This is a genomic window from Bacillus salitolerans, from assembly GCF_042680805.1.
Taxonomy (GTDB): Bacteria; Bacillota; Bacilli; order Bacillales; family SA4; genus Bacillus_CJ; species Bacillus_CJ salitolerans.
In genome coordinates this window covers 368,933-390,798 of record NZ_JBHUEM010000020.1, presented here as the reverse complement: position 1 = coordinate 390,798, position 21,866 = coordinate 368,933, and the positions used below count along the sequence as shown (strand labels likewise).

The following is a 21,866-nucleotide window of genomic DNA, read 5'->3' as shown; positions in this document are numbered from 1 at the left end:
CTGTATTTTTGTTCCCCATTTATGGACACAACCTTTCGTTATCATTCTAGTCAAATTTTAAAGAACTTAACTAGGTTGTGTCCATGAAACTATACTAGCATCATAGCTTATTGAGAGCGTAGGAACAATTTGTTCCTACGCTTTTTTAAAATTTAATAGCAAGCTATTTGAGAACTCCAAGAGACAAAGAAGAAAATAGTATGGAATCCAACTAAATCCATATAGGGTCCTGCCGACAAAACGCGGAAAATATACGCTAAGCAAATTTAGACATAAAAAACGACAAAAATTTATACGCTAAGGGATTACCAAAAAAGAACGTTTATAAAATATCCTTGATAATTGCTTGAATTATGGAAAATATAGTCTGATTTCATAACCAAAACCTATGCCAAAATCAAGCTTTCAAAAGATTTAACAAAAATCCTTTTTGGTTATTGGAACTTAAATACTTTATATATCACCATTCCTACTAAACGTATAAAATTTGCGTTTTGACGGTGCTACCCCTTATAGAAGAAGTCTTGTAACTTTTTGAAATATGGAAAATATAGAGTAATTCCATAACCAAAAACAATCTACTAAAAAAGTGACAAACATCCTTGTTGGTTACTTGTTATAACGGAAGTATCAATATTACAGGTTCTTTAGCCTTAACGTATAAAATATGCGTTTTGACGGTGCTACCCCTAACTTATAAGCAAAACAAATCTCGCTGAAAATCTTTTATTAAGATTAGTATAAATTAATAGAGTTAATAATATAAATTAGAGAAACAAAAGGGGTGATTGTAAGTCAATGAATAATTCAAAAAAAACTAGTTACAGAGGTAACAGCTTTATTTACTTAATAGTATTGACTATTACAATAATAGTAACTTTCTTTGTTTTGGCTTCAATTATTTCATCAATAAAAAATGACATATTTGTAGGTAAACAAATCAATCAAAATGTTAAGGCAGCTCCATTAGAATTACTAGTTAGTTCTATGGGAGTTCAAAACGCATATTTTTCTCAAAATTTTTCTAAGGATGAAGGCATTTTGTCTTTTGAAAGGATATTACTTAAATCCGTTTTACAAATTAATTTTTGGGAAACTAAATCACTTTTTGGTGCTGAAATTCCAGGACTCTCTCTTTATAATACCAAGATTTTAATTCCTGGCGTCGGAACTGACAATAGTAATCTACCATTTGAGTCCTCCCCACCAGTTGAAGATTTATTACTTGAAAGAGAAATTGCACAAAAAGAATTAGAAAAGTTAAATGAGTTCCAAAAATCTAATAAACCAAAGAAACCTTTAGTGAATAATTTAGAAAATAAAAGGGTCCTGATTTATCATTCACATAGCTACGAATCTTTCTTACCATTACTGGGCCTTACGAATGACCCTGATAGAAATAAAGCTGTAGACGCTAAAACTAATATAACTTTGGTTGGTGAAATGTTGGCCCAGGAATTAGAGGAACAAGGAATTGGTTCGATTGTAGACAAAACAAACATTGGGCATGAATTAAATAAAAAAGGTTGGAAAACTGCTAAAGCTTATGAAGTTTCTAGATCAATAGTCCAAACTACAATCAGTAACAATAAAGATATTGAATATTTAATTGATATACACCGAGATTCAGCAAGGAAGAAGACAACAACAGCTGTAATAAATAACAAACCTTATGCAAGGGTTTACTTTGTAGTCGGGATGGCAAGTAAAAACTATGAGAAAAGTTTTACGTTGGCAAAAGAAATTCATTCAAAGTTAGAACTAGATTATCCTGGAATTAGTAGAGGGATATTTGAAAAGGGACTTGATGACGGTAATGGACATTATAATCAAGATCTTTCTCAAAATTCAATATTAATAGAGATTGGTGGTGTAGATAATAACATGGAAGAGATAAAAAACACAGTTGATGCCCTTGCTAAAGTTTTAGGTAATTACATTTTAAGTATAGAAAACGGTTTAGAATAAATTACAAAAGTAAGTAAGATGATCTAACTACGCTAAGAGTGTATTAGTAAAAAAATACAGACTATTGCATCTACATAGTTTCGCAATTTGACACGGGGCCTCTACGGGCATGCTACCTCAGCCCCAAATTCGACAATTCCAAGGGCTGGATGTTCCTAATTAGGCTAGCATACCCGTCTCTTCCTGTAAAATTGCGATTTTTCTTTGCAATACTCTGCACTTTGTTTGGCAATAAACAAAGAGTAAGGTACATGTTGTGAATCGAAGATAGGTTGGTTTCCTGCGTGGGTTTTATGTCAAAAGGTTGGTGATATCCCTTCAAGGAACACTAAGAGAGAAGTACCTTGATTTTGGTCCTTCTTTCCTTTAAGATAGGAGGTTACATGCAATTAAAGACTTATCACTACTTATTAATTATAAATTTTATATTAACTGTATTATTCTATATTTTTGTTGGCATCAGTATTATTACTTTATCTATTTTTATTACTGGTTTTATCATTAGTTGTATACATCTATTTAAGGAAGAAATTAAGAATCCCCCAAATTAACCACCCCTTTATGATTAGTTTTCAATGTCTTTTTAATATAGGGTAAAGGAAGATTAAATTGAGATCGACATATACGTACATATCTGTTTGGAAAAAAGCTATAGCGATGGAAATCCAATTTTTAAGAGAATACGGTAGTAAAAAGTATCGATTAATTCATGGTCAATTATTTTCAACTGAAACAGGTTATACATACTATTTTGAATCATTTATAACAATTCCCATTCCAATCGGTTCCATCATTAAACTTGAATGGGGTAGCGCAAAATATGAAGGAAGAATATTATCTTCAGAAGGAAGAAATATTGTTGTAGTCTTAGAACAATCAATTGGGGATTTAGTAAAAGAAGCTTTTTTACTCTATGACCCATGGGAGTTATTAGAGGAGCTTAGTGACCGCTTAGAAGAAATACGGAATAGTAGGAAGAAACGTGCACGTATTAAGAAACTAATGAATCCACAGATGCCAGCTAAACATCCAGTTGAGCGGATAAAAAATACTGTTCACGAACTACTATTACGATCTACCTATAATCCCGTTACATTTGTATGGGGACCACCTGGTACCGGAAAGACTTATACTCTAGCTAGAGTTGCTGCAAACCATTACAGTAAGCAAAAACGAATTCTATTACTATCACAAAGTAACCAAGCAGTCGATGTTCTGATTAGTGAAATATATACATTTTTAAAACGAAAGAACCGTTTTCAGGAAGGAGAGGTTATCAGATATGGCTCTCATACGACCAAGTGGCTAGATCATTATGAGGGGCTTACTACAATTCAGTTAATTTCCAACCATAATCCATCCTTGATAAAGGAAAAGGATGATTTGCTCTCAGAAAGAAATGGGGTCAAGCAAGATTTAATTCGCTCATTTAGTAAACGAGATTCAAAGAGACTAATTGACCTTGAGGAGAAAATCACAAGGATAGTAGAAAAAATCCGTTTAAAAGAAATACAGTATGTAAAAGAAGCTTATATCATCGGAACAACGTTAGCCAAAGCGGCAACTGATAGCACCATTTATGAAAGAGAGTATGATCTTGTAATCGTTGATGAGGCAAGTATGGCCTATGTTCCACAAGCGGCATTTGCTACTTCCTTAGGTAAGCGTGTTATTATATGTGGCGATTTTAAACAGTTACCTCCCATTGCATCATCCCGAGGTAGTTTAGTGGAGGAATGGTTAAGGCAAGATATTTTTCATAAATCAGGTGTTGCTGATCTGGTCGATACTGGAACATTACATCCTCACCTTTTCCTTTTAAGGCAACAACGCAGAATGCATCCAGAAATATCTGCTTTTACAAATCAATACATATACCATAATTTAGTAGAGGATGATGCTCATGTAAAACAAAAGAGAGAAGGGATTACAGCTAAAGATCCATTTCAACATCATGCTTCAATCTTGCTGAACTCAAGTTTCTCTTGTGAACATTGCATGATTGAGACTACCACAAAATCAAGAATTAATTTATGGCATTTGTTATTATCCTTTCAACTCATCCATGAGTCATTTGTTAGTGGAATCAGGTCTATTGGATATGTTACTCCCTATAGAGCTCAAGCGTTATTAATGGAATTACTGTTAGAGGAGCTGTATTCAAACGAACGTCAAATAGCTGATATTACTGCAGCCACTGTTCATAAGTTTCAAGGAAGTGAAAAAGAGGTTGTTATTTTTGACACGGTTGATGGATACCCTGAGCAGCGCCCTGGTATGCTCTTAACAGGGAAAGATAGTGAAAGGCTTATAAATGTAGCCATTACTAGAACAAAAGGAAAGTTTATTCATATATGTGATACAGATTTTTTTCTAAACAAGGTAAGTAGAAATAGAACAATACGCCAACTAGTGGATTATCAACTGTCAAATAATCTAGTTGTGACTAGAACTGATATCGGAAAATGGATTAAAAATCAACACCAACGATTAAAGTGGATTCATGCGAAAAAAACAGAATTTGCTTTTAATGATATGAAACGTTCTCGAAAGAATATTATTGTTTCTTTAACAGATGCTATCCTTCCTATGGAATGGATCGACGTATTATTGAACCGGCAAGAAAACGTAAAATTAACCATCATTTCAGGTAAGTATCCTCATCAAATACAGCCTGATATTTGGGTCCCGATTGAAATATCGTTTCCCTTTGTTATAATCGATCATCAGTTTTTATGGTTAGGTATTCCACTTGTATCTACTAATAGATTACAACCGCCTTTTGTTGCGTGTAGATTACAGTCAAAACCAATATGTGAACAGCTAATCTTACAAATATCTAAAAAAGAAGCCGACTAATTATGCTAAATCGGTCTTCTTGGTTAAGCTTCCTTCCTATATACAACATGTTGAAATGGCTGAACTAAGTGATCATCTAAAATCATAATATTTGAACAGTGATTAAAATGTTCTTCATAGGAAAATAGTAAATTTTGATAAAACTCCACAATTTGCTTGGATAAGAAAATATTCTGATCAGAAAAAACACCTGAACGATTGATGATAATATTCTCATATTTATCTGTTAGTCTTTTAACGTTCTTCACCATTTTTAATGCATCTTTCATAAGATAAATATCATGTAATTGTGAGGATAACCCTCTAATATCATCAAGAATTCTTTTGCTAATCGATTTATTTAATTGTTCGACGCTATATGGGATTTCTTCTTGAATGAATTGATGAATCATAATCATGTCTGATTGTAATGGATTATTAAGGAAGTTCAAATAGATCCGAAGTGTATTATAGGCATCATACATAGGATTATGAGCATCTCCTACGAATGAAAGGTTGTAGAGCTTAAGTGCATTTTCTACAGATTGATGTGTTTTCGAAACTCTTTTTGTAAAAATGGCTTGAAAATCTGTATAGCGAGCTTCTATTTTGGCGATTGTAACAGGAGGAATAACATGTCTTACTGCATCTATCTTTAACCGATTTAAGTCACTTGCTGACCAAGAAAAAAATCTTGATTTTTTTATACCGCCAATCCATGTTAAAAATTCCTCAAATACAACCGGAAACATCTCTGCTTCCGACAGATCTTCATCACTTATTCCCGTTAGCTTTTTACAAAACTTTGATAAAGGTTTTGTATTCTCGGGTTTAATATATTTGTCAAAAAAAGATATTTCTTCTGTTTGCAGATTGAATTTTACAGCGCCTAACCGAATGGCTTCCATTTCAGTATATGACATACCTTGGTCAGAACACAGCATCTCAAAGTCAAAAAAGATAAATTGTTTTACATCAGCCAACGTTTCCTCCTCCTTCCTCTAACAGGATATTATATACGAGAATTCGGAATAGAGGAAGGGGCAATACATTCCAATGGTGTAAAATACTTTTAAGTAAAATATCTTGAAATTGAGATATTTTTTATGTCATAATTAACATACTAAAGAAAAAAGAAGGGAAGTTAGATGATGAATTTAAAACCATTAAAAGGACAGCATCACGTTTCTGCGATTACTGGTAATGCAAAAAAAAATTATGATTTTTATACAAAGATACTAGGTCTAAGACTTGTGAAGAAAACAGTTAACCAAGATGACACATCTGTATACCATTTATTTTATGCGGACGAAAGAGGGAATCCAGGTACAGATTTGACATTTTTTGAATTTCCAAATGCTGGTCAAACTCGTCTAGGGACAAATAGTATTTCTGCTACCTCTCTTCGTGTACCAAAAGACGCTTCATTAGAATATTGGAAGCATAGATTTGTTGATCATGAAATAGAGCATAATGATATTTCTTATGAAAGTGGTCGAGCTACTTTATCATTCAAAGATTTTGAGGGACAACGTCTTATTTTAGTATCTGATGAAAATAATGTTGGTGTTGCAAGTGGGAAGCCTTGGGAGAAAAGCCCAATCCCAAAGGAGCATGCTATTGTCGGCTTAGGACCTGTAATGTTCACTGTTGCAAGGCTAGAAGCGACTGCTAATGTTTTAACTAACCTATTAGGATTTAGACAAAAAGATAGTTATACACTCGATGGGTATTCTGTTCAAGTTTTTGAAACAGGGGAAGGAGGAACAGGTGCGGAGGTTCATGTATTAGAACGAAATGACTTACCTGTAGAGAGACAGGGCCGTGGTAGTGTTCATCATGTCGCTTTCCGTGTCGAGAATCAGGAAGAGCTGCTCAAATGGGTTGATGTCTTAAAAGATATACGAGTCCCTAACTCTGGTTTTGTGGAGCGCTACTATTTTAAGTCACTGTATTTTAGAGAAGCGAATGGAATCTTGATTGAACTAGCTACAGATGGACCAGGATTTGAAGGAGATGAACCGTTTGAGACATTAGGTGAAAAGTTATCATTGCCTCCTTATTTTGAAAATCAACGTGAAGCAATTGAATCCAGGCTAAAGCCTCTTGAAACAAAAGAGTAGGAGGGAATCTGAATGGAACATATTTTTATAAAAGGTAGTAATGAAGCTTCACCTACGCTCGTACTATTACATGGTACAGGAGGGAATGAGCGCGACTTATTACCACTCGCCGAAATGATAGCTCCTGAAGCATCTGTTCTAGGTGTAAGGGGAAATGTACTAGAAAATGGAATGCCTCGATTTTTTAAAAGGTTAGCTGAAGGTGTATTTGATGAAGAGGATTTAAAATATCGAACAAAAGAATTACATCGTTTTTTAGATGATGCAGCTCAAAAATATGAGTTTAACCGTCATAATCTTGTAGCCATAGGCTATTCAAACGGGGCAAACATTGCGGCCAGTTTATTATACCATTATCAGGATGCTTTTCATGCTGCCATCCTCTTTCATGCAATGGTGCCATTACGCGATGTCACACTTCCTGATTTACATGCTACATCAGTATTTATTGGTGCGGGCGAGAATGACCCATTAATTCCAGCACCAGAAACAAAGGAGCTTATAGAAACATTACGACGAGCAAATTCAGATGTTACCGAATACTGGACAAAAGGTGGACATCAATTAACAAAAGAGGAAGTCGTAAAGGCGAAAGAGTGGTTTAGTCAGCAATTCGGCTTGAAAGAAACATAATACGACATAGTGAAATAGAGGAAATCTGCCATATGGCAGATTTTTTTATATTCTTAAGAAAGTATAAAAGTTTTCAGCAAGAGAATGGGCTAGTGACTTGGAATCTAGCTCCTGTACCCTGCCACTCGAGGTCAAATAGCCTGTCATGAATAAAAGGGAAAACCACCCTTTTTCATGACAGGTTATTTGCTCTGCCTTAGGCTAAACGGGGAGCCCTTAGCTTTTGGTGCAGCAAGAAGAGAAAACGAAGCTAGAAAGCGAATAGCGCCCCAAAATTCTAGTTTGAAAGCCCAAACATCGCACAACAACAAATAGAAATTTGGCATGATGCTACGATTCGATCAATTTTTTATAATCCAACAGAAAATGGGGTAGATTCTATCATATTTATTGAATATTGAAGCAAAAAACCACATAATCCAACCCAACGATTTTTTACCATATTTCTACTTTTAAACAAATATTGGAAAAAGAACGAGCTTGAACAATGAATGTTCAAATTCACTAACGTAGATTTATCATTTTCTCTAATCGAATATATTATCCAAGATTTTCTGATCAACGCATTAAACAGAAAAAAGGGTATAATATACTTAGAAAATTATAGTTACATAGATCAATTCTAAGTTAAGATTAACGAAGAAAGGAAGAGTTCAATGAAATTTTTCCACACGGCTGATTGGCATTTAGGTAAGCTTGTTCAAGGTGTATATATGACAGAAGATCAGGCCTATATTTTAGATCAATTTTTAGAAGCTATAAAACTAGAAAAACCCGATGCAGTTATTATCGCAGGCGATTTATATGACCGTGCTGTACCACCAACAGATGCTGTTCAATTGCTAAACCAAACATTAGAAACAATTGTGATTGATTTGAAAACTCCTGTCCTTGCAATTGCAGGTAATCATGACAGTCCAAGTCGGTTAAACTTCGGCAGCAAGATTATGAAGTCAGTGGGCTTTCATATAGTAGGTGAGTTTTCACATCCATTTGAGCCAGTGATTCTAAATGACGAGTTTGGGGAAGTACATTTTCACTTAGTACCATATACGGAACCTGGAAAGGTACGCCACGTTTTTCTGGATGACACGATAAAATCCCATGATGATGCGATGAAGAAAATTATTGATAAAATTGATGACATCAAAGATGAAAAGGCCAGACATGTTTTGGTTGGACATGCATTCATCACACACAACGGTGAGGAAAAGGAGAATACAAGTGATTCAGAGCGTCCTTTATCTATTGGAGGAGCCGAACATGTGAATGATAGCCATTTAAAGGATTTTCACTATGTGGCATTAGGTCATCTCCATCAAGCACATCACTCAGGTATTGAAACGATTCGTTATTCAGGCTCTCCTCTCAAATATTCATCCTCAGAGGCAAATCATAAAAAAGGGTATCTAGTCGTTGAATTAAATGGTGAAGGAGAAGTAACAGTGGAAAAGCGGTTATTAACTCCTAGGCGTGATTTATATATCGTTGAAGGTTACATTGCTGAGATTGAAAGGCATTCACATTGCGAAGATTATGTGTTTGTCAGATTGTTAGATGAGTCTCCCATATTAAGTCCGATGGAGCGGATTCGTTCTGTTTATCCAAATGCAATGCATGTAGAAAGAACCGGAGTGAAGGCACCCACATTAACTGATTCAGAGTCGCATGGAATGAATCGAATGAAACTAGATGACCTATCTTTATTTAAAGCATTCTATAAGGAAGTTAAAGGATTGGATGCAACAAGGGAAACGGAACAATTATTCGAAAAAACCCTTCAAAAAATACTAGAGATTGAAGGTGAGCGCTAATGAAACCACTAAAGGTAACTATGACAGCCTTTGGTCCATATAAGGATCAAGAAACTGTTAATTTTACAGAGTTAAGTGAACACAAGTTGTTCGTTATTTCCGGCAATACTGGGGCAGGTAAAACAACTATTTTTGATGCCATTTGCTTTGCACTATATGGTGATGCAAGTGGCGAAGACCGTAATGACGTTCGTATGTTAAGAAGTGACTTTGCAGATGATGATTTACATACATCTGTTGAACTTGTATTTGAATTAAAGAGTAAAGTCTATAAGGTTTTTAGGCAGCTCGCACATATAAAAGAAGGTAATAAAAGTGCGACAGGAGATCGGTATGAGTTGTATGAATTGATACATGGAGAAGAGATCCCTCTTACTGATCGTTTCATCGTTTCACAAATTAACGAAAAAATTCAAGAAATAATTGGGCTAACAAAGGAGCAGTTTAGCCAAATTGTAATGCTTCCTCAAGGAGAATTTCGAAAACTCCTTACATCAGAAACAGAAAATAAAGAAGAGATTTTAAGGCGGATTTTTAAGACAGGATTTTATAAAAATGTTGGTGAACAATTGAACCAACAGCGTAAAGATGTACAAAAGCTATATGACGAACAACTAAAAGTCAGAGATATTTACATTGAAGGGTTGAAATCAACTATACCAATACGAGAGGAGTCAGAGTTGTTCCGTGTATTCTCACAGGATTTTTATAATACACATCAAGTGTTACAAGCGTTAGATCTAGAACTTTCTTACTACAACCAACGATTAAATGATCATTCACGTAAATTGCAAGAAAAGATAACTACCTTTCAGAATTTTTCGATTCAGTTTCATGAAGCTAAATCAATCAATGAAAGATTCAATCAGCTAGATGAAAAACACAAACGAAAAGAAGCTTTAGATGTGAGAGCAAAAGAGTTTGAAGAAAAGGAAAGGAAATACGAACTAGCTGAAAAAGCTAGTCACTTAGAGGTACTGGAAAAACACTTTATCCAATTGAAAGATGATAGTCTCAAGAAGCAATCTGAATTAACAACAGCAAGGAACAATTATGTGTTAGCAGAGAAAGTACAAATTGTTGCTCAAACGGCATATAGAGAAGAACAACAAAAAGAATCGATTCGAGAAAATACAGTTGTGGAACTTGAGAGGTTAACCGAGTATCTTCCCACTGTTAGAGAGCTTGAACAGAAGAGGAAGCAAATCGAAACGTTAACAAATACCATACAGAAAATGTCTCTTGAAGCGAACAAACTGGATGCTTTGTTACAAGACAAGCAGTCGAAAAAAACAATGCTTAATGAGCAAATAAAAGGATTAGAAGAGAATGTTCGTACATTACCCGAAAAAACAGAGTTGATTTCATCTCTACGTAATAAAGCCCAGGTATTAAAGGAGTATTTGAAAAAACTCCATTTATTACAGGTAGAAAATGAACGGGCACAAAGCGATCAAAAAGTTTTGATGAGGGTAGAGAGTGAATTCGACCTCCTCGAAGCTAGTTGGATAGAAGGACAGGCAAGTATTTTAGCAACCCATCTTCATAATGGACAACCTTGCCCTGTTTGTGGAAGTGTTGAACATCCAAAAAAGGCTGTTTTGTCTAATAGAACACCAACAAAAGAGGAGTTAGAAGAAAAACGTAAAGAAAAGAAACTGGCTGAACAAGCATATAACATTTCAAAAGCAAAATATACCAATACACATGAGCAAATAGAAGAACTGAAACAAACAGTGGTAGATGTTGGATTTGACCCCATTCAGGCAAAGAAGCAGTATGATCACATTGTTGAACAAGGAGTATCTCTAGATAAGGAGATTCAACAGTATAAAAAGGAGCAACTTGCATTAGATCAGCTAAAGAATAAGTATCAAGAAATTGAAAAGCAAATTGAAATATTAATAAAAGAACTAACGGATCAAAACACATTACTTTCAAACACTAAGGCAACCCTTCAAACAGAACAGTCGTTGTTTGATCAAAGTATACACAAAATTCCTGATGAGTTACGTTCCCTACAAGCTCTTCAAACAAGTATAGAACAACTACGCCATAAAAAGCATCAATTAGACAGTGACTGGAAGAAGGCACAAACAGATTTTCAAACATCAAATGAACGTCTTGCTACAGCAAAGGCGAATGTTGAGAACGCTACGATACAAGTGACGGATTCAGACAGTAAATATGAAAAAGCCAAGCAAGATTATGAAGCTTCTATTAAGAAGGCAGGCTTTGCAACGGAAGATTCCTATAAACAGTCGAAGATGACTACATTAGAAATGGATGTATTAAAAAGCTCCATCGAAGAGTATAAGTCTGACGTTAAAACAGTACATGTTCAAATACTTGAGCTAGAGGAAGAGTTAAAAGCGAGGAAACGTTCTGATTTAGATGAGATGCAGTCTGTGCTCCAAACACTTGAAGGTGAATTAGATCAACTTCGTGCAACCAGTCAGGAAATAAATAACTACATTACTCGATCAAAGGAATACAAGGAAAACATTGCTACTACCGATAATCAGCTTCATGAGCATGAACAAAAAGTCCAGTTAGTAAAAGACCTGTATGATGCTGTGCGAGGAGAAAATCCGAAAAAAATTAGCTTCGAGCGCTACCTTCAAATTGAATTCCTTGAACAAATTGTTCAAGCTGCCAATGAACGGCTAAAACAGCTTTCAAATGGGCAGTATTTTCTCATTCGTAGCGATCGATTGGAAAAACGTGGGAAACAAAGTGGACTAGGACTTGACGTACTTGATCATTATACAGGACAATTTCGTGATGTAAAGTCTTTGTCTGGTGGAGAGAAATTCAATGCCTCCCTTTGCTTAGCGCTTGGTATGGCAGATGTCATTCAAGCGTATGAAGGTGGAATCTCTATTGAGACGATGTTTATTGATGAAGGATTTGGGTCTTTAGATGAAGAATCATTAAACAAAGCAATCGATACATTAATTGATTTGCAGCAATCCGGACGAATGATCGGTGTTATCTCCCATGTGGCAGAGCTTAAGCAAGCTATTCCAGCTATACTAGAAGTAACGAAGACAAAAGAAGGATACAGTACTACAAAATTTGTTATCAGTTAACATTCTAAGTTTAGTGATAAAATAATATCAGTCATAACAGGAAGGATTAATGAAAGTTTTTGTCGAACTATAACTACTAGATTTAATAGAAAGGTTAATTTAACTAATAGTGTTAAATTAACCTTATTTGTTTTATGGAGGAGTTGAGATATTAAATTGATTAATTTATATTTTGTAAGACATGCACATTCTACTTATACGCCCGATGAATTAAGTAGACCTTTATCTGCTAGAGGTTTTGCTGATGCAACAAAGGTAACTGAATTATTAACAACTGAAAAAATTGATATTGTTGTTTCAAGCCCATATAAACGAGCAGTACAAACTGTCGAAGGGATAGCTGATTGCATAGGTAAAAAAGTTGAAATTATAGATGGTTTTAAAGAGCGAACCTTAACCACAGAGCCGGCAGAGGATTTTACTCTTGCAATAACAAAAGTATGGGAGGACTATAACTTTTCATGGGAAGGTGGAGAATCCAATTTTATCGCTCAAAAAAGGGGTGTAGAAGCCACTTATAATGTATTAGAAAAGTACAAAGATAAAAACGTTGTTATCGGTACACATGGCAATATCATGGTTCTTATTATGAATTTCTTTGATAAACGATATGATTTTTCGTTTTGGAAAAATCTCGAAATGCCAGATATATATAAATTAACTTTTGAAGATGATGAGCTAATAAGTGTAAATAGATTGTGGGAGAAACTCTAATATCATTCATTCTTCAACGATCAGGTCCGAATGGTTAATAAGAGCAGTTGTTTTTTACTAACTGTAGGTTGGTGAAAGAGCGTAATGTAATTTTTAACTAACAAAAAAGGTGGTTAAAAACAAGGAGGAGAAAAGATTTGTTTATACATAAAATAGATGAAGAAGTATCGTTAAGATTGTTTAATGAAGATGATGCAGAGGAATTTTATCAATTAACAATTAGTTCCAAATCCTATTTGAAAGAATGGCTTGGTTGGCTAGATTATATAGAAAGTGTAGAAGATTCTGCTGAAAACATTAAATCCAGACTTAAAGGATTAGTAGAGAACGGGGGATATCCAAAGTCATTTGCTATTATTTATAGAGGCGAAATTGCTGGTACAATTGGATTTAATGAATTAAATAAGACTAACAAAATTGGAGCTATTGGTTATTGGTTAGGTGAAAAGTTCCAAGGGAAAGGAATAATGTCAAAAGCATTTAAAACTGTAATTGAATATGGTTTTAAAGAACTGGAATTAAATAGGATTGAAGTTAGTGTCGCAGTTGAAAACAAAAAAAGCAGAGCACTTCCTGAGCGATTTGGATTTACAGAAGAAGGTAAAGTGAGACAAGCAGAGTGGCTATATGACCACTATGTAGATCATATCATTTATGGACTTTTAGCTGAAGAATGGGAAATGAAAACTTCCAAGTGATGTTCAGCAACTAAAAATAAATATGCTCAAATAAGAAAATAGAATGAGTTTAACAGTTAATGAAGAAGTGAAGCACCAGTTGAACCAATTCCATTTACCGGTCAATTGGAAATCTACAGATTTGTCAATCTGTGTATATTGACTAGTGATATTAGACCAATCTTCCAATCCTATGTGGGGAGGTATCTTTTTATGCAATTCAAAACGATGAATGGGATAATTAAAAGAAGATTATTAATAAATTATCAATTGGATCCAAAAATAGCCGTGAATTTACTCCCTAAACCATTCAGTCCAAAACTCATAAAAGGAAAAGCAATCATTGGGGTTTGTTTAATTCGATTAGAAAAGGTACGGCCATCTCTTATGTCATCTATACCGTTCGGGATTTCTAGTGAAAATGCAGCACACCGAATGGCAGTGGAGTGGGTAGAAGAGGATACTATAAAAGAAGGAGTATATATATTTAGAAGAGATACTAATTCAAAGATAAATACGGTCGTAGGGGGAAGGTTTTTTCCAGGCATCCATAACTACGCAAACATAAAGGTTAGTGAATTAAATGAAAGAGTAGAATTTTCTTTGGCTTCACAAGATAAAGAAGTAGAAATATATATAAGTGGATCTCAGTCAGAGGAAATGGATCAAATGAGTGTTTTTACTTCTATTAATGAGATTTCAGACTTTTTTAAAAGTGGTTCTGATGGATATTCGCCAACCCAAATAGAAGGTTGTTATCAAGGGCTTTGTTTACAAACTGATGATTGGAATATGAGTCCATTTAAAGTAGAAAAATTGAAAGTAACATACTTACAAAATAGATTAAAAATACCTAGTGAATCTCTACAATTTGATTCGGTAGTTATTATGAGAAATGTTCATCATAAGTGGAAAAGTCTTAATGATATTTCAAATTAACATTTCAATTACAAAACAGTTGATGATACTTGTTAAAGAAGTAACACCTATAACGACAGGACCATTATAGCTCCTGTCGTTTACTATTCCTAAGGGTTTAAATTATTTTGATTTTGATTATTTTGAAGTTCGTCCATAGTTGGAAGTTCTTCTCCAAGTTCCACATTGGCAAAATTCATTTTCGGTTCAAAAATGTTCTTAGCTTGACCTTGGAAACGTTCCATTACATTTTGAACAGATTCCATCATGTTCTGATTGTTCCTTCTAGAGAATAATCCAAGTGCTGCTGCACCAAGTCCAATAAGGCTAATATATGTCCAAACTGAATTATTTCTCTTTCTTTTCGTAAACATTCTAAAGATGTTTGTTGCATTCCTATTATTCATAAGTACAGACATTAGCATATTCATTACATTCATCTAAATCCCCTCCAGAAAACAAATATGATTCAAAGAACCTTCTTCTTCTTTATAGTGCGCTTATCGTAAAAATTTATAATGGAAACTTATAGGGAAAAATAGAACGTATGAGTGTTCATCTTTTATTCTGAATGTTTACCATCATACTTACAATACTTCCAAGTAACGCACTACCTAAAATGTCTAATGGATAATGTGCACCAACCCAGATTCGTGAGAAACCAACTAATGCGGAAAAACATGTCATCCATCTACCTAGAATACGGTTTCGTAAATAAATGGATGTTGAAACAGCAAAGACAAGAATGGTATGTTTACTCGGGAAGGTAGAAGTTCTTTTAGAATGTGATAACAAGCCAACTTTATGAAATATAAATGGGCGAGGTTTGTAGTAAGTTTTACCGATAATAAAGTTTAGTACCCAAGCTACGGCGACTGATACCATTGAATTTTTTGATGTTTCTTTCGAATTACTGCCTCTTATCCAAAGAAATAATATGACAATCACATAAAAATATCTACTATAATTTGATAAAAGGACCATTAAGTAATCAATCGAACTCATTCTCCCTGAAAATCTGTTTAAGCACCAAAAAATACGTTTGTTCATATCACGAGCTCCTTTTTCGAATATGGTTATACTATTCCCGAATAGCTAATGACTCATGTTTGGATTTAGTGCTATTGTATAAAATTGAGGTAGTAATTTTTGAAACTAAGAGGAACTGGGAAAAGTGGAAATATGACATCAATCAGGATTTGGGGAAAAATAAGTAAAAAAGCCTAAGTCCTGCTTGCTCTTAACTTTGGCTTCTTCTATATTGTATATTTAACTGGGATATTCCTTCTTTGCAAACACCGTAACTAAGCCATGAACAGCCTTCACACAAATAATCTAGATCGCTTGGTTGTACTTCTTTTCCAACTAAAGAGACAATCTCATTTTTCGAATAGCTCTTCCCATGTTCCAAACCTAAGTGATTCGTCACCCTAGTATCTAATTGAATGACATGGGCCTGTGAATCTTCGTCTTTATTACAAAAATCTTCTCCTTTATGTGGGCATACTGAACATGTTTCGTCCAAACCAATTACTACCTTAATCGGGAAGTCATACTCTTCATCTTTAATTTCTTCAACTATATCTCCCATTTTTCTTACAAAATCAGGGCTATAACCCATACCACGAAAACCATGAACACAAAGAAGATGGTGACCTCTTAACAATCTTCCTTTCATAAAAACACTCCTAACCGTCTCAATATATCATAAAGTATAACAAATAAATTTCGTCATTCGTATAAGTTTTTTTCCATGATGTATGACAGACTAGTAAAAATCTGTCATAATACTAAAATTTTTCCTACCTTTAAAAAAACTGATTCGAAAATTATGATATCAAAAGTTATCAAACTGCTAGCAATGTGCTAATATAATAATAAGTTTACGTGGTACTGGGGGATGAATGAGATGTCAAAGGAAGCTCGAATGCAATTAAATGTCAGAGTTACTGACGATACTTACAAAAAGCTTGATGAGATAGTGGAATATTATCAGGAACATACGAAGATTGGAAGAGTATATAAAGGTGATGTTTTGACAGATATTATTGAAAAGTCCTACGAAATTATGCAAAAGCAAAAAAACACAACAAAAAGATATTAAGAAGAAGCCTATTTGAATATATGCTACCCTCGTTTACTATTCTTTTTCTCGAGGAATGCAATTGTTCAAATAGGCTTTTTTACATTAATATTACTAAGCCTAATAAGCTATTATGCTTGGCTGGAATAATTGTTTTTAATAAAGAAAATTTCCATGTATAATTTATTGTCTTGAAAATAACATTGAATACATTACATGAATTAATCAGTATTGATAAAAAATATAATCACATCATTGTGTGTTATAAGGAGTAATTAATGAGTGAATTAAAAGTACTTTATTCAAAGGCGTTTGAAGAAACTAAAACTAGAGTGTTTGATGATATTAAGCACTATTTAGAGGATAAAGACGTAATGCCTTCCTATGAACAATATGTAAGAGAACGAAGTCCTTACGTAACTCAAATTTGGTTAAATGCATGGCTAAATATATCCACAAGTCATGCTACAAAAAGTGAAAAATTAGCTTATCTAGAAGAGATTGGCTATGATGTCATGGATGTGAGTCGTAAGCAGCTCAATCAAATTTTCAAGTATGAAATGAGAAGTTATCCTCCTTTTGACGTGTTAAAATGGCTCGATGAAGTGTTTGTTGACCAAGAAGAAAAATGGGAAAGAAATTATTTAGAAGCACGTAATCATTACGTGAAAATGATGGAGGAAAAACAGGAACAAGATAGACGAAATAGGCTGAAAAGAAAAGTAAGTAATTCAATCAAAAAAATATTAAAAAGCCATTATGTTGAGTTATACTTACGTGTTCGATATTTTATAGCAGTAGAACTTCTACATGATATAGAGAAAAATGGCTATATCCAGGAATCTCCTTATACAACTGTTCTAACTTGTTTAAATGAACTCACTGACAGTACATATAATCAACACCAGAGATTTCGGAAGTATGAGGAATACGAAGAGTACGATGAAAAATATGAAGCACTCTTAGTTGGCCATATACTTGATTTTGGACCTGGATGGCTAATAAATATGATTCCGCGTGGACTCCAACAGGATGTTGAAAACCTCTTTAACCAGTCGCTAGATGAAGCAGCAATAAAAGAGTGTTCAGTTGAACACCTTTATCGAATTGGAATAGATATGCTTGAAAACATCCATGAAGAATACGTAACAGAATTAATTGAACTTGCCAAAACACCATTCGATTTAGAAGAACATCAAGAGATTTTTGAAAGAGATCTTGTATTTAGAGAACAGAAGCAAGCGGAAATATTGGCCGAAATCGAACAGAGGAAAGAAAAAGAGGCAAGGATGCTGGAGGATATATTTGGGCAGGAATATCGTCCAAAAATTGGTCGGAATATCCACTATGTTCTTCATGTGGGAGAAACCAATACAGGAAAGACGTATCAAGCTTTGCAACGAATGAAGGAAGCTGATAGTGGGTTATATCTTGCACCACTTAGATTGCTTGCTCTAGAAGTGTTTGACAAACTGAACGCTGATGGTGTCCGGTGCTCCCTAAAAACCGGAGAAGAAGAAAAGCTTACAGAAGGAGCAAGGCATATTTCAAGTACAGTTGAAATGTTTCATGAAAAGGAATTCTATGATGTTGTTGTCATTGATGAAGCGCAAATGATCGCAGATAAAGACAGAGGATTTTCATGGTATAAAGCCATTACAAATGCGAATGCCAAAGAAGTTCATATTGTTGGAAGCTTCAACATGAAATCAATGGTTTTACAATTGCTTGGAAACTCAAAGGTCATCATTCATGAATACACAAGAGAAATTCCTTTAGAAGTAGAATCAAACGAATTTAGATTGAAACACACAACTAAAGGTGATGCACTTGTATGCTTTTCTAGAAAGCGTGTATTAGAAACAGCTTCAATGCTGAAGCAATCTAGGCATAGAGTGAGTATGATTTATGGAAGTATGCCACCTGAAACCCGAAAAAAACAAATGCAAATGTTTATAGACGGGGAAACCAATGTCATTGTGGCTACTGACGCAATAGGTATGGGGCTGAATTTACCCATTCGTAGAATCGTATTCCTAGAGAATGAAAAGTTTGATGGAACGAGAAGAAGAAGACTTACCTCACAGGAAGTCAAGCAGATAGCAGGGAGAGCAGGTAGAAAGGGAATCTATAATGTAGGTAAGGTCGCTTTCTTTCATGGTTGTAAAAATATGTCTCGTTTACTAAACGAAATGGATGAATCTTTAGAAGTTTTTGCAATTGCTCCCACTAATTCTGTTTTAGAACGTTTTCAAAAATATTCTCGCAGCCTAGGGGATTTCTTTGCATTATGGGATAAATTTGAAAGTCCCTCTGGCACTAAAAAAGCAACTCTTGTAGAAGAGCGCGAATTATTCGAACTTATAAGGGATACAGAAATTGAAATGAAACTTTCAGTGATGGATCTCTATGGATTTTTACATCTCCCATTTTCATCAAAAGAGCCGGCTTTGGCAAAACAATGGAGAGAGAATATGTTTGCCATTATCGAAGGAAGAGAATTACCAGAACCGATTATAAAAAACAGTGGGCTTGAAGAGTTAGAGCTATCCTATAAAGCAGTTGGATTGCATTTACTTTTCCTGTATCGTCTTGATCAACGAACAGAAACATTGTATTGGGAAAGGGTACGAGAAGAGATTAGTGATGACATTCATGAAACTTTAAAATCAAATGTAACAGTAATAAAAAGGACCTGTCGTAAGTGTGGTAAATCTTTATCAACACATTTTAAATTTCAGATTTGTGATGCTTGTCATGAATCTAACTACAAGAATGACAAGAAAAGGTATAGAAGAAGATAGGTAATGAAAGGGTGATTGACAATTAAATTAAAGTTACTAGCTAAAATACTCATCATTATTTTTATGATTTCAGGCTTATTTCTTAAATCCGATTTTGTTTCCTTAACCGCATATTCTAGTAGCTTAAAAAAAGAGATAAGTGACCTTTTATCTATGGAACCAGCGTTAAAAGGTGGTATTACTGGTATCAGTGTTCGTTCTGCAAATACTGGTGAGATCCTTTTCGAGCACAATGGAGACCTACGATTAAGACCTGCATCGAATTTAAAGCTGTTTACTGCGGCAACAGCATTGTCTATATTAGGTAAGACATATCAGTTTAAAACGGAAATTCTTACTGATGGATTGATTAGGAATGGTACGTTGAATGGGAATCTATTCATTAAAGGCTATGGTGATCCGACCCTTCAAACATCTGATATAGACCAGTTAGTGAAATCAATCAAAAACTCTGGTGTTAAGGTGATCCGTGGAGATATAGTTGGAGATGATACGTGGTATGATGATGTTCGCTATTCCATTGATTTACCATGGAGTGATGAATCAACCTATTATGGAGCTGCAGTGTCTGCACTAACCTGTTCACCAAGTAATGATTATGATGCAGGAACAGTCATAGTAGAAGTAAGGCCAGGAAAAATGATTGGAGATCCTCCGATTATATCTATAACACCAGAGACTAGTTATGTGACGATTCATAATAGAGCTAAAACAGTAGACGTTGATCAGAAAAAGACAGTAGCCATTTCCCGAGGACATGGTACAAATACAATTTTCATTGAAGGAGCAATACCTATTAGGAGTTCCTTACAAAGAGAATGGATTGGAGTATGGGAGCCCACCCAATATGTCGTACGTTTATTTAAGGAATCACTCATGAAGCATGGTATACGTGTTCTTGGAAATGAAAAAGTAGGCGTGACGTCACAGTCTGCCAGAGTTATTTTATCACATTCTTCGATCCCCTTGTCAGAGCTTCTTATTTCTTTTATGAAATTAAGTAATAACGGGCATGGAGAGATGCTTGTAAAGGAAATGGGAAGAATTCATCAAAAAGAAGGAAGCTGGGAGAAAGGACTTGAGGTAGTAAGAGGTCAATTAGACTTGTTAGGGGTTAAAACCGATAATCTTGTGTTAAGGGATGGTTCAGGACTTTCACATGTAAATCATATACCCGCAAATGAGATTTCGAATCTTTTATACACGATTCAAAAAGAAGATTGGTTTCCTGACTTTTATCGTTCTTTGCCTTTGTCAGGATCAGGTGAAAGACTTTTAGCTGGCACGCTTAGTAATAGATTGCATTTATTACCAGAAAATTCAGCTGTCTCCGCCAAAACAGGAACATTAACTACTGTAAGCTCTTTATCTGGATATGTAATAACAAAAAGTGGTCAAACCTTGATCTTTTCAATAATAATAAATAGTTTACTGGATGAATCTGAAGGAAAGAAAATCGAAGATAAAATTGTGACGATACTAGCTAATCAATAATCATTCCTTCTATAATAGCTAGTAGTACGTTCAACATGAAAGAATTAAATTGGGTGAGGTTACATTTTGAAAGACACTTTAGTACAACTATTATTGAATTACCCCCATATCGCTTGGGTCATTAGTATTATGATCAATATTGTAGTAAGTTTTGCAGCCTTTATTCCAAGTTTCTTTGTGACAAGCGCAAATATATTGGTATTCGGTTTTTGGCAAGGAACACTCCTATCATTTATTGGGGAAACTTTAGGAGCCATCCTTTCATTCTTACTATACAGACGGGGACTGGTCACGTTTAATTTTGAAGGAAGAGAATCCAAATACTTAAAAAAATTAGTAGCAGTTTCTGGATTCCATGCATTTTGGTTATTACTTTCTCTCCGATTATTACCATTTATCCCTTCAGGTTTAGTAAACATCTATGCTGCACTTGGGAAAATATCCCTTCCTATATTTATTAGTTCAACTTTAATAGGTAAGATTCCAGCATTATTTATTGAAGCAAGCGCATCCTACCAAATAATATCTTTAGGAAAGCAAGGCAATATGTTTCTGTTAAGTATTGGGATTATCATCTTGATTGGCTTGTTGTTTACCAAGTATAGAAATATCTCTAAATGAATTATCTCGTTCGAAAAAGCGTAAATGGACTACATTTTGTCGAGAATGGATGTAAGCTTTACAACTAGAGATTGAAAAAGAAGTGGT

The 21,866-nt window shown here is 34.6% G+C and carries 17 protein-coding genes; 13 read left to right on the top strand and 4 right to left on the bottom strand.

Annotated elements, in window-relative coordinates; all coding sequences use genetic code 11:
• The first annotated feature begins 798 nt into the window (after positions 1–798).
• Both spoIIP and ACFSCX_RS13560 read left to right on the top strand, forming a co-directional pair.
• Positions 799–1,968 (top strand): stage II sporulation protein P, encoded by a 1,170-nt coding sequence (spoIIP, locus tag ACFSCX_RS13565; protein ID WP_377928785.1) that lies wholly within the window; start codon positions 799–801, stop codon positions 1,966–1,968.
• 609 nt (positions 1,969–2,577) lie between these two features.
• The gene (locus ACFSCX_RS13560) at positions 2,578–4,827 is read left to right on the top strand and encodes a DEAD/DEAH box helicase (RefSeq protein ID WP_377928784.1); all 2,250 of its coding nucleotides are present in this window, start codon (positions 2,578–2,580) and stop codon (positions 4,825–4,827) included.
• A 23-nt stretch (positions 4,828–4,850) separates the two neighbouring features.
• On the opposite strand, the gene ACFSCX_RS13555 is transcribed toward ACFSCX_RS13560, so the two are convergent.
• Positions 4,851–5,789 carry an exonuclease domain-containing protein gene (locus tag ACFSCX_RS13555; RefSeq protein ID WP_377928783.1) on the bottom strand — a complete coding sequence of 313 codons (939 nt, stop codon included), beginning with the start codon at positions 5,787–5,789 and terminating at the stop codon, positions 4,851–4,853.
• A gap of 168 nt (positions 5,790–5,957) precedes the next feature.
• Between ACFSCX_RS13555 and ACFSCX_RS13550 the strand changes: the two genes are divergently transcribed.
• From ACFSCX_RS13550 to ACFSCX_RS13520, 7 genes are all read left to right on the top strand, one after another.
• On the top strand, positions 5,958–6,929 hold the full coding sequence (locus tag ACFSCX_RS13550; protein WP_377928802.1) for a ring-cleaving dioxygenase: 972 nt from the start codon (positions 5,958–5,960) through the stop codon (positions 6,927–6,929).
• A 12-nt stretch (positions 6,930–6,941) separates the two neighbouring features.
• A complete protein-coding gene (locus ACFSCX_RS13545; protein WP_377928782.1) occupies positions 6,942–7,562 on the top strand; it encodes an alpha/beta hydrolase in 621 nt (206 codons plus the stop codon).
• A gap of 656 nt (positions 7,563–8,218) precedes the next feature.
• The gene (locus tag ACFSCX_RS13540) at positions 8,219–9,376 is read left to right on the top strand and encodes an exonuclease SbcCD subunit D (protein WP_377928781.1); all 1,158 of its coding nucleotides are present in this window, start codon (positions 8,219–8,221) and stop codon (positions 9,374–9,376) included.
• A complete protein-coding gene (locus ACFSCX_RS13535) occupies positions 9,376–12,468 on the top strand; it encodes an AAA family ATPase (RefSeq protein ID WP_377928780.1) in 3,093 nt (1,030 codons plus the stop codon). The genes ACFSCX_RS13540 and ACFSCX_RS13535 overlap by 1 nt, the downstream gene beginning before the upstream one ends.
• Positions 12,469–12,624: 156 nt before the next feature.
• Positions 12,625–13,182: a histidine phosphatase family protein gene (locus ACFSCX_RS13530; protein ID WP_377928779.1), complete on the top strand. Its 558-nt coding sequence runs from the start codon at positions 12,625–12,627 to the stop codon at positions 13,180–13,182.
• A gap of 137 nt (positions 13,183–13,319) precedes the next feature.
• Positions 13,320–13,880 carry a GNAT family N-acetyltransferase gene (locus tag ACFSCX_RS13525; RefSeq protein WP_377928778.1) on the top strand — a complete coding sequence of 187 codons (561 nt, stop codon included), beginning with the start codon at positions 13,320–13,322 and terminating at the stop codon, positions 13,878–13,880.
• Between the two features lie 192 nt (positions 13,881–14,072).
• Positions 14,073–14,798 carry a DUF2071 domain-containing protein gene (locus ACFSCX_RS13520; RefSeq protein ID WP_377928777.1) on the top strand — a complete coding sequence of 242 codons (726 nt, stop codon included), beginning with the start codon at positions 14,073–14,075 and terminating at the stop codon, positions 14,796–14,798.
• Positions 14,799–14,887: 89 nt separating this feature from the next.
• Here ACFSCX_RS13520 and ACFSCX_RS13515 read toward each other — a convergent pair whose 3' ends face one another.
• From ACFSCX_RS13515 to ACFSCX_RS13505, 3 genes are all read right to left on the bottom strand, one after another.
• Positions 14,888–15,217 (bottom strand): hypothetical protein, encoded by a 330-nt coding sequence (locus ACFSCX_RS13515; RefSeq protein ID WP_377928776.1) that lies wholly within the window; start codon positions 15,215–15,217, stop codon positions 14,888–14,890.
• A gap of 115 nt (positions 15,218–15,332) precedes the next feature.
• Positions 15,333–15,827 (bottom strand): undecaprenyl-diphosphatase, encoded by a 495-nt coding sequence (locus ACFSCX_RS13510; protein ID WP_377928775.1) that lies wholly within the window; start codon positions 15,825–15,827, stop codon positions 15,333–15,335.
• Between the two features lie 190 nt (positions 15,828–16,017).
• The gene (locus ACFSCX_RS13505) at positions 16,018–16,455 is read right to left on the bottom strand and encodes a DUF1284 domain-containing protein (protein WP_377928774.1); all 438 of its coding nucleotides are present in this window, start codon (positions 16,453–16,455) and stop codon (positions 16,018–16,020) included.
• Between the two features lie 231 nt (positions 16,456–16,686).
• Between ACFSCX_RS13505 and ACFSCX_RS13500 the strand changes: the two genes are divergently transcribed.
• The 4 genes from ACFSCX_RS13500 to ACFSCX_RS13485 all read left to right on the top strand — a co-directional run bounded on the left by ACFSCX_RS13500 (position 16,687) and on the right by ACFSCX_RS13485 (position 21,779).
• A complete protein-coding gene (locus ACFSCX_RS13500; RefSeq protein WP_377928773.1) occupies positions 16,687–16,881 on the top strand; it encodes a hypothetical protein in 195 nt (64 codons plus the stop codon).
• Positions 16,882–17,138: 257 nt separating this feature from the next.
• Positions 17,139–19,664 (top strand): DEAD/DEAH box helicase, encoded by a 2,526-nt coding sequence (locus tag ACFSCX_RS13495; protein ID WP_377928772.1) that lies wholly within the window; start codon positions 17,139–17,141, stop codon positions 19,662–19,664.
• A 15-nt stretch (positions 19,665–19,679) separates the two neighbouring features.
• A complete protein-coding gene (gene dacB / locus ACFSCX_RS13490; protein WP_377928771.1) occupies positions 19,680–21,158 on the top strand; it encodes a D-alanyl-D-alanine carboxypeptidase/D-alanyl-D-alanine endopeptidase in 1,479 nt (492 codons plus the stop codon).
• A 66-nt stretch (positions 21,159–21,224) separates the two neighbouring features.
• Positions 21,225–21,779 carry a TVP38/TMEM64 family protein gene (locus ACFSCX_RS13485; RefSeq protein WP_377928770.1) on the top strand — a complete coding sequence of 185 codons (555 nt, stop codon included), beginning with the start codon at positions 21,225–21,227 and terminating at the stop codon, positions 21,777–21,779.
• Positions 21,780–21,866 lie beyond the last annotated feature (87 nt).

What these genes read in the sequence shown, in the direction of transcription:
- spoIIP (WP_377928785.1), top strand. Translation starts at nt 799, where the DNA reads ATGAATAATTCAAAAAAAACTAGTTACAGAGGTAACAGCTTTATTTAC.
- ACFSCX_RS13550 (WP_377928802.1), top strand. Translation starts at nt 5,958, where the DNA reads ATGAATTTAAAACCATTAAAAGGACAGCATCACGTTTCTGCGATTACT.
- ACFSCX_RS13545 (WP_377928782.1), top strand. Translation starts at nt 6,942, where the DNA reads ATGGAACATATTTTTATAAAAGGTAGTAATGAAGCTTCACCTACGCTC.
- ACFSCX_RS13540 (WP_377928781.1), top strand. Translation starts at nt 8,219, where the DNA reads ATGAAATTTTTCCACACGGCTGATTGGCATTTAGGTAAGCTTGTTCAA.
- ACFSCX_RS13535 (WP_377928780.1), top strand. Translation starts at nt 9,376, where the DNA reads ATGAAACCACTAAAGGTAACTATGACAGCCTTTGGTCCATATAAGGAT.
- ACFSCX_RS13520 (WP_377928777.1), top strand. Translation starts at nt 14,073, where the DNA reads ATGCAATTCAAAACGATGAATGGGATAATTAAAAGAAGATTATTAATA.
- ACFSCX_RS13515 (WP_377928776.1), bottom strand. Translation starts at nt 15,217, where the DNA reads ATGAATGTAATGAATATGCTAATGTCTGTACTTATGAATAATAGGAAT.
- ACFSCX_RS13510 (WP_377928775.1), bottom strand. Translation starts at nt 15,827, where the DNA reads ATGAACAAACGTATTTTTTGGTGCTTAAACAGATTTTCAGGGAGAATG.
- ACFSCX_RS13505 (WP_377928774.1), bottom strand. Translation starts at nt 16,455, where the DNA reads ATGAAAGGAAGATTGTTAAGAGGTCACCATCTTCTTTGTGTTCATGGT.
- ACFSCX_RS13500 (WP_377928773.1), top strand. Translation starts at nt 16,687, where the DNA reads ATGTCAAAGGAAGCTCGAATGCAATTAAATGTCAGAGTTACTGACGAT.
- ACFSCX_RS13495 (WP_377928772.1), top strand. Translation starts at nt 17,139, where the DNA reads ATGAGTGAATTAAAAGTACTTTATTCAAAGGCGTTTGAAGAAACTAAA.